This window comes from Streptomyces mirabilis (assembly GCF_039503195.1).
In the GTDB taxonomy this organism is placed as follows: Bacteria; Actinomycetota; Actinomycetes; order Streptomycetales; family Streptomycetaceae; genus Streptomyces; species Streptomyces mirabilis_D.
The window spans coordinates 8,637,018-8,649,948 of sequence record NZ_JBCJKP010000001.1; the positions used below are offsets into that span (position 1 = coordinate 8,637,018).

14 protein-coding genes, 1 tRNA gene and 3 pseudogenes are annotated in these 12,931 nt (G+C 67.6%); 12 read left to right on the forward strand and 6 right to left on the reverse strand.

Annotated features, from left to right (window positions below; all coding sequences use genetic code 11):
- Positions 1-168 precede the first annotated feature (168 nt).
- The 5 genes and pseudogenes from AAFF41_RS38980 to AAFF41_RS39000 all read left to right on the forward strand — a co-directional run.
- Positions 169-576: pseudogene (locus tag AAFF41_RS38980) on the forward strand (helix-turn-helix domain-containing protein); the annotation flags it as partial.
- Between the two features lie 242 nt (positions 577-818).
- The gene (locus AAFF41_RS38985; protein WP_343325470.1) at positions 819-1,406 is read left to right on the forward strand and encodes a class I SAM-dependent methyltransferase; all 588 of its coding nucleotides are present in this window, start codon (positions 819-821) and stop codon (positions 1,404-1,406) included.
- A gap of 77 nt (positions 1,407-1,483) precedes the next feature.
- Positions 1,484-1,852, forward strand: coding sequence for a BlaI/MecI/CopY family transcriptional regulator (locus tag AAFF41_RS38990; RefSeq protein WP_343325471.1), 369 nt, complete (start codon positions 1,484-1,486; stop codon positions 1,850-1,852).
- 301 nt (positions 1,853-2,153) lie between these two features.
- Positions 2,154-2,729 carry a hypothetical protein gene (locus AAFF41_RS38995; RefSeq protein ID WP_343325472.1) on the forward strand — a complete coding sequence of 192 codons (576 nt, stop codon included), beginning with the start codon at positions 2,154-2,156 and terminating at the stop codon, positions 2,727-2,729.
- Positions 2,730-4,707: 1,978 nt separating this feature from the next.
- The gene (locus tag AAFF41_RS39000) at positions 4,708-5,121 is read left to right on the forward strand and encodes a hypothetical protein (protein WP_343325473.1); all 414 of its coding nucleotides are present in this window, start codon (positions 4,708-4,710) and stop codon (positions 5,119-5,121) included.
- 706 nt (positions 5,122-5,827) lie between these two features.
- On the opposite strand, the gene AAFF41_RS39005 is transcribed toward AAFF41_RS39000, so the two are convergent.
- Positions 5,828-5,956 carry a DUF6408 family protein gene (locus AAFF41_RS39005; RefSeq protein WP_319753192.1) on the reverse strand — a complete coding sequence of 43 codons (129 nt, stop codon included), beginning with the start codon at positions 5,954-5,956 and terminating at the stop codon, positions 5,828-5,830.
- 613 nt (positions 5,957-6,569) lie between these two features.
- Here AAFF41_RS39005 and AAFF41_RS39010 point away from each other — a divergent pair.
- Both AAFF41_RS39010 and AAFF41_RS39015 read left to right on the forward strand, forming a co-directional pair.
- Positions 6,570-7,112, forward strand: coding sequence for a heme-binding beta-barrel domain-containing protein (locus AAFF41_RS39010; RefSeq protein ID WP_319753190.1), 543 nt, complete (start codon positions 6,570-6,572; stop codon positions 7,110-7,112).
- A gap of 91 nt (positions 7,113-7,203) precedes the next feature.
- Positions 7,204-7,329: transfer RNA gene (locus AAFF41_RS39015), tRNA-OTHER, on the forward strand.
- Positions 7,330-7,605: 276 nt separating this feature from the next.
- Here AAFF41_RS39015 and AAFF41_RS39020 read toward each other — a convergent pair.
- Both AAFF41_RS39020 and AAFF41_RS39025 read right to left on the reverse strand, forming a co-directional pair.
- Positions 7,606-7,941, reverse strand: coding sequence for a hypothetical protein (locus AAFF41_RS39020; protein ID WP_319753189.1), 336 nt, complete (start codon positions 7,939-7,941; stop codon positions 7,606-7,608).
- Between the two features lie 129 nt (positions 7,942-8,070).
- A pseudogene (locus AAFF41_RS39025) lies at positions 8,071-8,409 on the reverse strand (tyrosine-type recombinase/integrase); the annotation flags it as partial.
- On the opposite strand from AAFF41_RS39025, the pseudogene AAFF41_RS39030 reads away from it, so the two are divergent.
- The 5 genes and pseudogenes from AAFF41_RS39030 to AAFF41_RS39050 form a co-directional block, all read left to right on the forward strand.
- Positions 8,353-8,673 (forward strand): annotated as a pseudogene (locus tag AAFF41_RS39030) (tetratricopeptide repeat protein); the annotation flags it as partial. The pseudogenes AAFF41_RS39025 and AAFF41_RS39030 sit on opposite strands and share 57 nt — an antisense overlap.
- Before the next feature lie 79 nt (positions 8,674-8,752).
- Positions 8,753-9,652, forward strand: a complete 900-nt coding sequence (locus AAFF41_RS39035) for a hypothetical protein (RefSeq protein ID WP_343325474.1) — start codon at positions 8,753-8,755, stop codon at positions 9,650-9,652.
- Entirely contained in the window at positions 9,649-9,897 is a 249-nt protein-coding gene (locus AAFF41_RS39040; RefSeq protein ID WP_319753187.1) for a Scr1 family TA system antitoxin-like transcriptional regulator, read from the forward strand. Before AAFF41_RS39035 ends, AAFF41_RS39040 begins: the two co-directional genes overlap by 4 nt.
- Positions 9,897-10,130: a DUF397 domain-containing protein gene (locus tag AAFF41_RS39045; RefSeq protein ID WP_319753186.1), complete on the forward strand. Its 234-nt coding sequence runs from the start codon at positions 9,897-9,899 to the stop codon at positions 10,128-10,130. Before AAFF41_RS39040 ends, AAFF41_RS39045 begins: the two co-directional genes overlap by 1 nt.
- 141 nt (positions 10,131-10,271) lie before the next feature.
- The gene (locus tag AAFF41_RS39050; protein WP_343326423.1) at positions 10,272-10,580 is read left to right on the forward strand and encodes an FAD-dependent oxidoreductase; all 309 of its coding nucleotides are present in this window, start codon (positions 10,272-10,274) and stop codon (positions 10,578-10,580) included.
- Here the strand turns inward: AAFF41_RS39050 and AAFF41_RS39055 are convergent.
- Genes AAFF41_RS39055 through AAFF41_RS39065 form a run of 3 tightly spaced genes read right to left on the reverse strand, consistent with a single transcriptional unit; the run spans position 10,569 to position 12,899 of the window.
- Positions 10,569-11,243 carry a contact-dependent growth inhibition system immunity protein gene (locus tag AAFF41_RS39055; protein ID WP_319753185.1) on the reverse strand — a complete coding sequence of 225 codons (675 nt, stop codon included), beginning with the start codon at positions 11,241-11,243 and terminating at the stop codon, positions 10,569-10,571. The genes AAFF41_RS39050 and AAFF41_RS39055 overlap by 12 nt on opposite strands.
- A gap of 16 nt (positions 11,244-11,259) precedes the next feature.
- On the reverse strand, positions 11,260-12,534 hold the full coding sequence (locus AAFF41_RS39060; RefSeq protein ID WP_343325475.1) for an RNase A-like domain-containing protein: 1,275 nt from the start codon (positions 12,532-12,534) through the stop codon (positions 11,260-11,262).
- Positions 12,531-12,899 carry a hypothetical protein gene (locus AAFF41_RS39065; protein ID WP_319749477.1) on the reverse strand — a complete coding sequence of 123 codons (369 nt, stop codon included), beginning with the start codon at positions 12,897-12,899 and terminating at the stop codon, positions 12,531-12,533. The genes AAFF41_RS39060 and AAFF41_RS39065 overlap by 4 nt, the downstream gene beginning before the upstream one ends.
- Positions 12,900-12,931 lie beyond the last annotated feature (32 nt).

Below are 12,931 nucleotides of genomic sequence, written 5' to 3' on the forward strand. Positions count from 1 at the left end.
CTCCTTTCGGCGTATGGCTGCGGCGAGATCGACGGCCGACGTGAACGGGTCGAACCGGTCGAACGGTTCGAACGGGTTGAACGGGTCAATCGGTGAGCGCATCACGAGCGGTCCCTTCTGGTCCGCGGTGCTTGCGGAAGCCGTCAGTGTCGTCGCGTCCACGACTTCGCGGAGGCGGCGTTCGTTCGACGACACGAGGCAGGCCGAAGGATCGATCCTGAGGTCGCCTTCGTGTGGCGGCAGATGGTGACGAACCTGGGAGGGGTTCGGGTCGAGCGGCTGGCGGGGGAGGTCGGCTGGAGCCGTAAGCGACTGTGGTCCCGGTTCCGAGCCCAGGTCGGTCTCCACCCCAAACGCGCTGCTCAGCTTGTCCGTTTCGACCACGCGGCCCACCGGCTGGCCGCGGGGCACAGCGCCGCACGGGTGGCGGCGGAGATCGGCTACGCCGACCAGTCCCACCTCCATCGGGATGTCATGGCCTTCGCCGGTGCGACACCCACGGCCGTCGCGGTCGCGCCGTGGCTTGCGGTCGACGACGTGGCGTGGGCCGCCCCCGCATACCTGTCCAAGCCCTGACTCGGCGGTCTGCACCTGACACTTCCGGTGGCGCGCCGGCCACGGGGGAACATTTCTACAAGCCGCCCGGCAGTTGAGCTTGTGACACTGCGCCTATGTCCAAGAACCGGGATGACTCCCCACTGCCGCGCTTTCAACGGCCGCGCTACGGCGTAGACGCTCCAGCGTTCCCCGCGACACTCGGCGCCGTCGGTGCGGCCTGCTGCCTGGCCGCCGGCCGGAGGCGGCCGGGACGGAACGCGATGGCGGCTGCCGGGACGGTACTGCTTGCCAACACCGGCATCTACCTGCACACCACACTGCACGGCAAGCTGCGCATCTGGGGGCGGGAGCTGGAGCAGGCCGGCCTGAAGGGCGATGAGCGGCTGCTGGACCTGGGGTGCGGTCGCGGCGCGGTGCTGATCGAGGCGGCCAGGCGGCTGCCGACGGGACACGCCGTGGGCGTGGACCTGTGGTCCGGGAAGGACCAGAGCGGCAACCGGCCCGAAGTCACGCTCGCCAACGCCGCCGCGGCAGGGGTCGCCGACCGGGTGGAAGTACGTACGGCCGACATGACCGCGTTGCCGTTCGCGGACGGCTCCTTCGACGTCGTGACGAGCGCGCTGGCGATCCACAACATCCCGTCGCCCGAGGCGCGATACCGCGCGGTGGACGAGGCCATGCGGGTGCTGCGCCCGGGCGGGCGGTTGATCGTCGCCGACTTCTGGCCCATGGCCAGGAAGTACGCGGCGCACCTCGGTCAGGGCACACTGCGCGGACTCGGCCCCGGGTACTGGTACGGCGGCCCATGGCTCGGCGTCACATTGCTGCATGCCGTCAAGGGCCGCTGAGCACGCCGCCCACGGAAATGCGCCACGTCAGCCGTCTACTATGCGCTACGTATTCGGTGGTGTGAGGGAGCCGGGCCATGCGGCGGCTGGGGGATCTCGAGGCGGAGATCATGGACCGCCTCTGGACGTGGGACCGTCCGGCGACCGTGCGCGAGGTCGTCGACGACATCAACAGGACCCGCCCCATCGCGTACACCACGGTGATGACCGTCACCGACATCCTGTACACGAAGGGCTGGCTGCTGCGGGGCAAGCAGGGTCACGCCTGGCTGTACGCACCGGTCCGCAGCCGTGAGGCCTACGCCGCCGCACTCAGGGAGGACGGCCTGGGGGAGAGCAAGGACCGCTCGACCGCGCTGCGCCACTTCGTGGAGAACATGTCGCGGGAAGAAGTGGCCGCTCCGCGCAGAGTTCTGCGAAACATGGACCGACAGACGAAGCGGTGAACGCCGCCCCCGTTCTGGTCGGCTACACGGTGGCTGTGGGCCTCCCTGGCCGCCGCGCCCGGACAGTGATCAGCGAGGCGGCCTTTCGCGAGCTCACGCCGGAACAGTTCGGCGCCGTACCGGAAACACGGGCAGGCCTCTGATCGCCTGCCCGGCCGGAGTCGGCCGGCCGCCAACTGAGTTCCCTGAGTTCTCCGTCGCAGTCGGTCAAGCCTTCGCCATGTGCCACCGGTGGCTGAGCGGGCGGGAGTTACCCCACGTACCAAGGGAGTAAGTAGAACGACCGCCGAAGGGAATCTCCGTGATCCAGCGACGCATCGTCCTCCTCTCGGCCGCAGGGCTCGCCTCGGCGTTCCTTCTGGCGGCGTGCGGCAACTCGATGGACAAGGCCTCCACGGGTACGAGCCCCGGCAACGCCGTTCCGGTCGCCACGGCCGCCTCGGAGTCCGCGACCTCAGCTCCGACCGCTTCGGAATCCACGCCCTCCGCCCCGGCCGCCGGCGGCCACCCGGCGACAACCACCATGGTGATGGCCAAGACGGTGGGCGGCATCGGCAACGTGGTGACCGACGACAAGGGGATGACCCTCTACCGCTACGACAGGGACGAGGCGAACCCGTCCAAGTGGACGTGCGCGGGCGAGTGCACGAAGACGTGGATCCCCGTCATTGTCCAGGACTCCGTACACACCATGGGCATCGAGAAGAGCCTGCTCGGCACGGTCCACCGGAACGGCAGGAAACAGCTCACCCTCGGCGGCTGGCCCCTGTACCGATACGTGGGTGACACACAGGCCGGACAGACGAACGGCCAGGCCAAGAACAAGACGTGGTACGCCGTCACCCCGTCCGGCACGAAGTCCACCGTGACGGGCTGAGCCCCTGCGCACGGCCGTGGGGTTGCCGTCGCGCCCGCGCCCGTCGCCTCCCCCGCATCCGGGAACCCGAGGGAGGCGACGGGGACGGCGGTCAGTTCCCGGTGAGCGCGAAGCCGGTCTCGGTGCGGCTGCCGCTGTGCAGCCGTACCGTGCGGGACCGCCCAGTAGCCGTTCGCGTCCGTCGCCGGGCCGAAGTCCGTGTTCATCCACAGCCGGTAGTGGCCGTGGACGTCGGTGACTCAAGATCCAGTGTCGAGGTGTCCACGATCAAGGTGGAGGGCTCCACCACGTGCTTGCGCACCACGTGCTTGCGCACTTGACGACGTCCGCCTGTGCTAGTGCGCAACCACGCCGAGATGGAACCTGCGCACAGCCCGATACGGCGGCCGCCCCGGCCGTGCGCAGAGGGCCGTTGTCTTCGGCGAGGCCGCCCTGCCTCTGTTCGGACGTGCCGGGGTGGCCGCTGCGAGCGTTACTACCAGCCGGCCCCGACCAAACCACCGACCACAGGCCCCCGACCATGATGACGAAGTAGAGACGAAAGTCCTGGTCGGGGTCGTGGTCACCCGACCACGGGCCCGACCAGGCCCGAGGCACCGGGTGACTCGTAGTGCCGTGCGTCTCGCGGACATCCCGTGCGCAGAACGGCGGCGAGCTCAGTCGCGCGCACTACTACGAGGCCATCGATAGTCATGGAGGGATGCGCAGTGCAGCCCAAGGAGGAGGTTGCGGACGCTGCCTGGCGAACGAATCGTGCGCTGCGCAACTGCGCAGTCGTCTCTGGCGTCCAGTGCGCAGGCCCTTCTGTCATCGAGTGCGCAGCGTTCGTCTGTTGGTGCGCAGCACGGCGTGCCCCAACCAGCCGGTGTGGTGGGGCTCATTGGTTTGCCTGCGCCGGGGGGCCGCAAGGAGCGAGGGAAAAGAGCGCGCAGGATGCGCACCTGCGTGGCTTGCTACCGCCGTGTGGCACAACCAGGAGGTGACGAGGGCGTCTGGTCGGCCCCGACCACAGGGCCGACCACGGCAGCCTGCGGTCCAGGTTCTGGGATCTTGATACGTCGTCGAGCTCTCGGCCGCACCCGCCCGGGCCATGTCAGTGCGCGAGTAGCCTCGATGAGCCCTACACCGGGCTCAACACTCGCCTCCACCGGCTGACTCGTCGGTGCGTGCGCCCCGAGTCCTGCCGGGTGGAACGATGCCGTGGATCATTTCACGTAGATCGCCAACGCCTCTTCCGGGACCCGTGGGGATCCTTTTCGCAGCGCCGCGGCCATCCTGCGGGTGTGTCGCTCTGCGTTCCTGGGTTGGTCTTGCGGATCTGTTCAACGCCACCAAGGCGGCCGGCTGCGGGAGCGTCGGCGACGGCTGAAGCAGGTTTCGCTGGTGCGTCCGATCCGCTCGGGTTCGTCGCCACGAAGCACGGTCAACGCTCCTCTGTATCCCGCCGACCGGGGGCGGGCTGGGACACGGCGGCGAGTTGGTCATCTTTTGTGAGCGGCAGGCGTTGAGACACCAACTGTTGGAACCATCTACTGCGGCCACTGTTGCACCTGACTGTTGCATCAAGGGTTCCCTACCTCCTGCCAGCGCCTGTGCGTAGGCCCAGGTCAGCCCCCAATTTCCGCGTGGTCGAGGGCCTGACATCCCCTCTGCTGCCGCTGCTCCCATGCCCGGTGGAGAAGAAAGAAGGGTGGTGGGCGGGCTGGGTCGACGCGACGGCCTCGGGGATCGGGGCCGGCTCAGCATGGTTGCGCGTCGGCAGGCCTCCGCGCCGGCCGCTGACGCGGCGTGAGAAGGGTGAGCGGCGAGGTGCTGGAGAGTGGACGCGATGCGCGTGCCGGCAGACAGTCGCACGGGTGTTTGAAAGGCGCCCTTTCTGGTACGGCCGGTCAGCAGGACTGCGTCGGTTCGGGGCTCTGACTGCGATTGCGTGATGTCCGAAAGCACGGACGTAAGGCTGTATGCCAGAGTGAGAAGCATGACCCGTCCCGAGTTTGATGACGAGCTGATGCCAACTCTTCAGGAGTCTACTTCGGCATCATGGTCTGTTAGAGCGGCCTCAGGCCGGCGTCTGGCTGTCGTCGCTGATGTTCCCGAAGTAGCTGAGGTCCTGCCCCGGCTGTTGCTGGATGGCCGCGACACTTTCGTCACTCAAGAGACGGCGGAGGCTCTGCTCGGACGCTGGGACGTGCTTGGCCTGCGCATGGTGCTGGCCGCGCTCGCCAGCGCGGACGACGACACTGCCGATCACCTTGATGCCGCAATCCTCAATGTCTGCGGTCAGTCCGGGGTTGACGGGGAACGGCTCGCGGCACTGTGCTCAGTGTTGACATCGGATGCGGATGCCGCCGTGAGCGGGGAAGCCCGCAGGATTCTCGAACCACTGAGGTGATCTGCCCGCTACTTACCCTGAGTGAGGATTCGGGTCCGGAGGAGCGCGAAGGAGGCCCGTCCGTACATCGCTCTCTCGAGCATTTTGACCCGGTTGACATGGCCTTCGACGACGCCTGAGCGCTCGCGCGAGGTCGCAGACCCGAGTGATGTCCGGACAGGCGAACCGGACTTCGAGAAGCCGTTCTTCCTGCTGGCCCGTGACTGCCTCACGGGGTTTCATGATCCAGTCGGTGATCTTCCGGGGACTGGGAATGTGCGCTCCGGACAGCATTGATTCGCCACCAACTGGGGCTGCTCGGCGACGTCCTGTCGGGGCTACTGAACAACTTCACAGCCACTGCGGGCGAGCCCCTCACGGACGACGACTTCGCCCGGTGCGTCCACCACGCCTACCGCGTGCTGATGGCCCGCGCGAGTCGCGCCACCGTGCTCTACTCCACGGACAAAGAAACGCGCACGTACCTGCGGGATCTCGTGGGTGAGGTCCAGATCCACGGACTGCGCCCCACGTGGGAGAACCTTCCGCCCGAGGCGCGCGTTCCTCATCTTTCTCGTCCCCGGCGCGGCGGCCGGAACCGCTCACACAGGAAGAGGGGCAAGGCGCATCCCGGCCAGAGCCCCTCTTCTGAAGGCCGCCGATCCGAAAGCGACGTACGGGATGAGAAGGGGAGCGGCGGGCTCACCGGGCCCGCCAGGTGCCCGCCTCAGACGAGCAGGGGCGCTGCCGCCGCCAGCGCCGCCAACACAAGGTTGGAGACGACTCCGGCGGCGGCGCCGACAAGAACCTCACGAATCCAGCTCCGACGCGCAGGCTTGTACTCGACAGGGTTCATGAGAGCCACTCCTCGGTGGTGGATTTCGGAATGGCGGGGTCGCCCTTCCGCGCATCCGCCCTCACACAAGGTGAGGTCCACTTGGTGGCTCAGCCGTCCGTCATCCACGACCAGCGAACCGGCTCGCGAACTCCGCGCTCGTACCCTCCGGGGAGGTGCGCAGCGTGAACTCACGCTAACGCACGAGGAAGTTGGGGGATGACCAGCTCGAGGCGGCTTCGCTCGGTGGGTTCGCGCTGCTTCGGGGCACGAAGGAGAAGCTCGGCCCGGACCGTCCTGCCGCAGGGAAGGCGCGGTTCGACATCCTGCCGGAAGGCGAGTGCAGGCGTGATCGGAACGGCGGAGGCCGAGATGTCGTGGCATATATGGTCCGCCGCGCGCCGCGCCGCCTGGAGCTGCGTCCCGCCCTGAATGTGCGTATAGCGAAGGCTGGTTGGACGTCGTCCGTGCTCACGGCGACCGAGCTGTCCACGGCGTCCGCAGACGAGATCGCGCCCCTGGGCTCCCAGTTGTGGCGAGCCGGCGGACACTCCTTCGCGCCGTCGCTGCGGGGACCGACATCGACAGCCTAGGCTTCGGCCCGGCACCGGACCCGATCCCAGGAGCGCACACCGTGTTCGACCCCGCACCGGAGTATCCGTACCCCGACGTCCACCGTTCGGATGAAGCGCCCACCCCGCACGCGCTTCTCGCACCAGTGATCGGACTCCTGGGTACCTGGCACGGGCGCGGTCACGGCGGGTATCCCACGCTCGCTGGGGAGTTCGCGTACGCGCAGGAGGTCACCTTCAGCCATGACGGCCGCCCCTTCCTCCGGTACGAGGCCCGGGCCTGGCTGCTGGACGCCGACGGCACACCGCTGCGCCCGTCGGCTCGGGAGAGCGGCTGGTGGCGGCTCCAGTCCGACGGCCGGGTGGAGGCCCTGATCACCCAGCCCACTGGCATCGCCGAGATCGCGGTCGGCCGAGCGGCCGACAACGCGGTCGACCTCTCCACCTACGAGGTGGCCCTCGCGCCCACGGCCAAGGAGGTCAACGCAACCCGCCGGACCTACGCCCTGATCGACGACGACACGCTCACGTTCGTCCACGAGCTCGCGGCGGTGGGGCAGCCGTTGCAGCACCACCTCTCGGCGACGCTGCGGCGCAGGGGATAGACTCGCAACCGCAGTCACGTGTATGGGGGGAGTGTCTGGTCAGGAAGCAGCGGGCAGGGACTCGTCGGCTGATCCGAATCGTTCTTCGTCGGCCCCCGCACGTATGCGGTGGACGTGCGTCGGCCTGCGGCCAGTACCCCGACGCGTCCTCCCGCTGTTCCATCGGGACACGCGTCTGCGGGAGCCGTGTGCGCAGGTTCGAATCCTGCCGGGGGCACCCTGTATGAGGCGCCCAAAGACCCCGGCACCAGCGGAAACGCTGAGGCCGGGGTCTTCGCGTATGTGCAGGCAGATGCCGCCGAAAGCAGCCGTTTGCCAGTGATCACGTAATGACGGCGTAATGATCTTGATGGGCTTCACGGCAGGTCAAAAGGCGTTTCGCAAGGTTCTGACCGTAACCGTGTGGACCACCTGTGGACAGGCCGGAGTCCCGGACCGCTCGCAGCCCGGGGCTCCAGCATTCGATCTGTCATGTCGGAGACGTCGTTCGAGATCAGATCGACGAGTTGTTGATCTGCTCACGGGTCAGTCGCACCGGCTCACCGGTGGTGTTGTCAAACCGGCGCCTCACCAGGATGCTGAACCCGAGATCATGCAGAGCCATCTCGGCGACGTTGGTGTTCGCCGGGTCCCGACCCTTCAGCGCGTTCCGCACGAGCACGAGTGCGGGAACGTTCTTCCCGCTGACCACCGCGAGCACGTCGTACTTCTCGTCTTCGGGCGTATGCAGGGCAGCGACAGCGACGTCGGCGAGTGTAAGGACGGCTTCGCTAGCGTCCTTCAGGCGAACACGGGTCTCTGTAGGCGTACTCATGGGCTCGGGTGCCATGGTGTCTCCTCAATCGGACCTGGCCGGATCGTTCTCCGGCTGTACAGCCCAGGAGGGTACACACCGCGACAGGCCGAAGCTCCGGACCGCTGTCAGTCCAGGGCTCCCGTATTTGATCAGGTCGTTGTGTCAGTCCGCTGAGTCCTCCCGGAGCCCTTGCATGATCCGGTCGTTCATCTCCTGTTCCTGGCCGTCGATGCACTTGGCGTAAATCTTCAACAGGACGTCCACCGAGTGGCCGGCGCGAGCCGCGATCTCTGGCGCAGGCACTCCGGAGTTGAGCCACTGAGAGACACCCGCGTGACGTAGGTCGTACGGCCGGAAGGCCAGGACCGAGGCCGCCTGATCCGGGACGAGCGCCAGTTCACGAGCCTGCTTCCACGCCCGCGAGTACGACGAGGCAGCGATCACGTTGCCCCGCTCACTGGAGAACAGCCGCCCGTCCTCCGCCGTGCCGAACTCGGCCAGGTCACCGACGCGCTCGCCGCGCTCCAGGGCGTGCTGAACGTCGTACGGGCCGTCGACAGCGACGTGAGCGAGGAAGCCGTGGAGCTACGGCACAACATCGGAATACTGCTGCTCGCCCAGGGCCGGGCCGTCGAAGCCCGGCAGGTCCTCGAACCGCTCCACGAGGACATGCGCATGGTGTCCGGCCCCGACGACGAGATGACCGTCGAGATCGCCGAGGCCCTCGCCGTGATCCGCCTCGGCCTCGACGGTTCGGCTTCCTGACCCGGGTCCTCCAGGAGCGGCATCGGCCAAAACCCGTCCGGCGGCCTTTTGTCGGCAGCCTGTGGCAGCATCTCGGCGCATGGGTGGGAGAGAGAACAGCGACGAGGCGTACGTGCTCGATCTGTGTGACGAGGTCCTCGGCGAGCAGGGTCTTCGGCAGCACAGGTTCGATTGGCTGCTCGGCGATGCAGGAGCCGCAGGGCGGCGGACCAGGCTACCGGTCGACAGCTACTGGCCTGGGCGCAAGCTCGTCGTGGAGTACCGCGAGATGCAGCACGACCAGCCCACGCCGTTCTTCGACAAGCCTGGGCGCCTGACGGTGAGTGGCATAGAGCGAGGCGAGCAGCGGGCTCTATACGACGCACGACGCGACGCGGAGATCCCCGCTCACGGCCTGCACCTGCTGGTGATCCGGCCCGCCGACCTGGACGCCAACAGCCGGGGCAGACTGCACCGGAAGGACCGCACCGGCGACCTAAAGGCGGTGCGCAGCCTTCTCGCCGCAGCACGGGGAACGGACCCGTCACCGCGGACCAGTTGGGCGAACGACGAGGACAGGGTCGTCGACGCCTTCCGGCGATGGCTGATGGTGGAAGGTTGGACCCCAATCGCACCCACAGACCCCCACACCGACATCGAGGCCGTACGAGGCGATCAGCGACTGGTCGGCGAGGCGAAGGGCCGCACCACGGGACCCGGCACCGATGCAGACATCGCCTACGGACAACTTCTGCGCCGTATGACCGATCCGTCCCCAGATACTCGCTACGCCCTTGTCGTGCCGTCCTCCTCCGTGTCCCAAGCCTTGCGGGTGCCGCCCCCAGTGCGAAGCCTGCTCAGGATCAGCGTCTACGAGGTGACCGACGACGGCTCGGTGCGGATGCGCGAGCGTATCCCAGCGCAATCCGAGACCTCGACGCCGCTTGGCGGCAGCCCTCAGGCTAGGAGATCGCGAGGCTGGCGTCCCTGCCCAACGTGAGCGTTCAGGTACTGCCCCAGACGCTGCGCGGATACCTCTCCGTGCACGACTTCACGATCCTGCACCTGGACGACGGAATGCCGACCTCGGTGCAGGTGGACAACGCGTGGAGCGCCACGTCGGTATCCGACAAGCCACGCGAGGTTGGACGGTTCACCCGCAAGTTCAACGCCCTCACGGCGTCCGCGCTGCCGCCGGAGGACACGCCAGCGTTCCTGCAGCAACTCACGCGAGAGATCACCTGATGACCCACACCCGTACCCACATGGCCCCCGAGTTCACCGCCGCCGGAGCGCGATGGTTCAAGTCGTCGTACTCCGACGGCGCCGGGAACAACTGCGTCGAGATCGCCGACCTCACCGACACGGCGTACGCCGGCGTCGCCATCCGCGACAGCAAGGACCCCCAGGGGCCTGCGCTGCTCGTGGGCCGGGCGTCGTTCGCCATATTCGTCCGGGGCGTCCGCCCAGGTCGGTAGGAAGGACAGCCGCACACAGGTCGAGTCGAAGCACAAGGAACCACCGCACGGTGGGGTGCCTGGTGCCACTCGCCCACTGGGCCCCACGACTGAGGGTGGCTCTCCCCAGGAGACCGGGGACAGCCACCCGGCGGCACGGACATCGACGGGGACGGCGGCCTGAGGCAGGACAACGAGGCGGCGCGGGCCGTCGTCGCGCGCTGCGCCGCGACCGATCCTCGGCTGGCGGACGCCCGGGTCGTGGAGCCTCGGGTGGGCCCTCGGCCGACGCGGTCGGAGGTGAGGGTCGAGACCGACTCCCGTGGCGGTGCGACCCCCGTGGTCCGCAACTATGGGCATGGAGGTGCTGGGGTGACGCTGTCTTGGGGGTACGCGCGGGAGGCCGCGGGACTGGTGGCCGCATCGTTTCCGGAGAAGTCTGAACGGCCGCTCGCCTCGTCAGTCGCGTAGACGGTGCGTGATGATGCCCTGGATGTCGGTGAGCCACTGGCGCAGGGAGACGCCCTCGGGTGGGTAGACCATGAGACCCAGGATCTGTGTGGCGCGGTCGAGCTCGCTGTCCGATTCGATCAGGGACAGGAAGGAATCGATCTCCCTGGCAGTCGCGGCGAACATTTCTCGGGGGTTCCCGGTGAAGTAGTCGTCGAGGGCTTCCCTGTGCGACGCGTAGAACCGCGAGTAGTCCTGGTGGAAGTATCCAGCCAGGAGATGACCGAGCTCGGGGAACTGCTTTCGCCATTCCCAGTCCGTCTGCGGAAGGGCGGACTGTTTGTAGGCGCCGCCCTTGTTGATCCGCACGAGATGCGCACGGATGACTGTGAGGCATTGCTCAACCGTGACGCCTGCCGGAGGCTCGATCTGCGGCAGGACGTCCACATCGTCGGCGATTTCGTCGCTGAACAGGCCGACCTGCAGCAGATCGTCGATCTCGTCGATCACGACGTCCAGCAGACCGGGTGTCCCGATCCCTTGACGTACGTACGCCTGCAGGGCTGGCCCCGCCGCCTCGGAGGTGTCGGTGAAGGTCCAGCCTGCGGAGGCGTACGAGTCGAGCAGCTCATGAAGCTCCGGGAAGCGCTCGTCCCTCAGCAGGTAGTCATCGGGCAGGTTCATGGACTGACTCTTGCTCTCAGGTCTTCGGATAGGCGGTGTGGATACGAAAGCCGCTGGGCATGTCGGGGTCGCGGCGCACGAGGACGAAGACTTGGTGCACGTTGTGAGGACCCGTACCCCGGATGAAATCCTCTCGGGACATGCTACGGCCGGTGACCTCTTGGCCGAAGTCGACCTGGAGTTCCAGCTCCCTCTTGGTGGTCTTCTCCAGCCAGCGCTTCACTTGCTGCTGTCTGATTAGCAGAGCCCGGTCCGTGAGCTGCTGGGCGGAGCTCTCACTGAGGAAGCTCGAGCTTCCGGTGATGCCCTTGTCAGCGCGCATCCGGGTCCGTAGCTCGCGGTCTGTCTTCTCGACGTGCCGCTCTATCGTGTGGGCGCCCTTCTGGCCTTCGTCCCCAGCCAGGTCCGCCCGGTATTTCGGCTTAACCGGCCCCTTGCGCTTACTGCGAGGCCAGGCACTGGGTTCCCCGTCACCATCGCGAAGCAGCATGCCGAGGTCGTCGGCGCCTGCGGTCAGGCCGCCGGGCATGGCCAGCTGAGGGCTCAGGCCGGGTATGCGGACGCCGCCCAGAAGTTCCGTCCAGCCGCCCGCGTTCTGGGCGGCCCGGAAGGTGGCACCGGCTCCGCCGAGGAGGCCGCCGGTGAGGGCGCCGTACACACCGGCCTGTTGTGCCTCGTCGAGGTTGAGGCCGCCACTCTGCTCGCCCGTCGCGATCGCGATCGGTTGGGCGACGGCGAGATCGACGGTGATGGACTCGATGCCCGCGATGGCGGTGGTGGCCAGGGTGGTGCCCGCGATGGACGCGACCTCGGCAGTGACCGCGACACCCAGAGTGCTGGCGAGTTCGGTGACCGTTGTCGCGGCGGCGAGGGCGGCGCCCTCGGAGAGGCCCCCGGTGAAGAGGGCCAGACCGGTGCCCACGAGGATGGTCCCGCCGACGATCTCCAGCTCGTGTTCGAGCTTCTTCTTCGCCCCGTGCACGGCGTCCGCGTACGCGTCCAGCGCCTTGGCCATGTCGCGGGCGGCGTCGGACAGGTCCTTGAGCCAGCCGTGCTTGTCGTAGTAGTAGCGGCGCCAGAACGGGTCGTCGAAGGCGGAGATCGCCTCGCCCTTGTTGTTCTCGATCAACGATCGGGCGGCCTTGTTCGCGGCGGCGGTGACGTCCTCGACGTCGTCGGCGAAGATCCGCCACGCCTTCGCGGCGTCCCGCAGCCCGCCCTCGTCGGCGTCCGGCCACCACATGCCGGTGACGTCCTGGAGGATCTTTCGGGCCTTGTCCGCGACGCTCACTTGTCGTGGCCGGTCGAGTCGGCGCCTGTGGAGTCGTGTTCGACGCTGATCCTGGTGAACATGGCGCGGATCAGTTCTTCGTTGTCGATGTGGCCGTCGGCCATGTCCGACATGGCCTCGTGGATGCTGGCCAGGCCCTCCACCAGAATCTTGGTGGACTGCTTGATCTGCGTGAAGTGGGGCCCGTACGCCTTGTGGAAGTCCGTGCCCTGGTCATCGTCGCCCCACGGGGCGCCGGCCTCGGACAGCGCGGTCTTCAGCTTGGTGAGTGCGTGAGCGAGGTCGCCGCTCTGATGGTGGAAGTGGGGTGCGGTCGCCTTGATGTCGGCGATCTTGATGTCGAGTATCTCGCCCTTGTCGCCCATGACTTGGCGTCTGCCCCTCCGTCGGCTGCCCG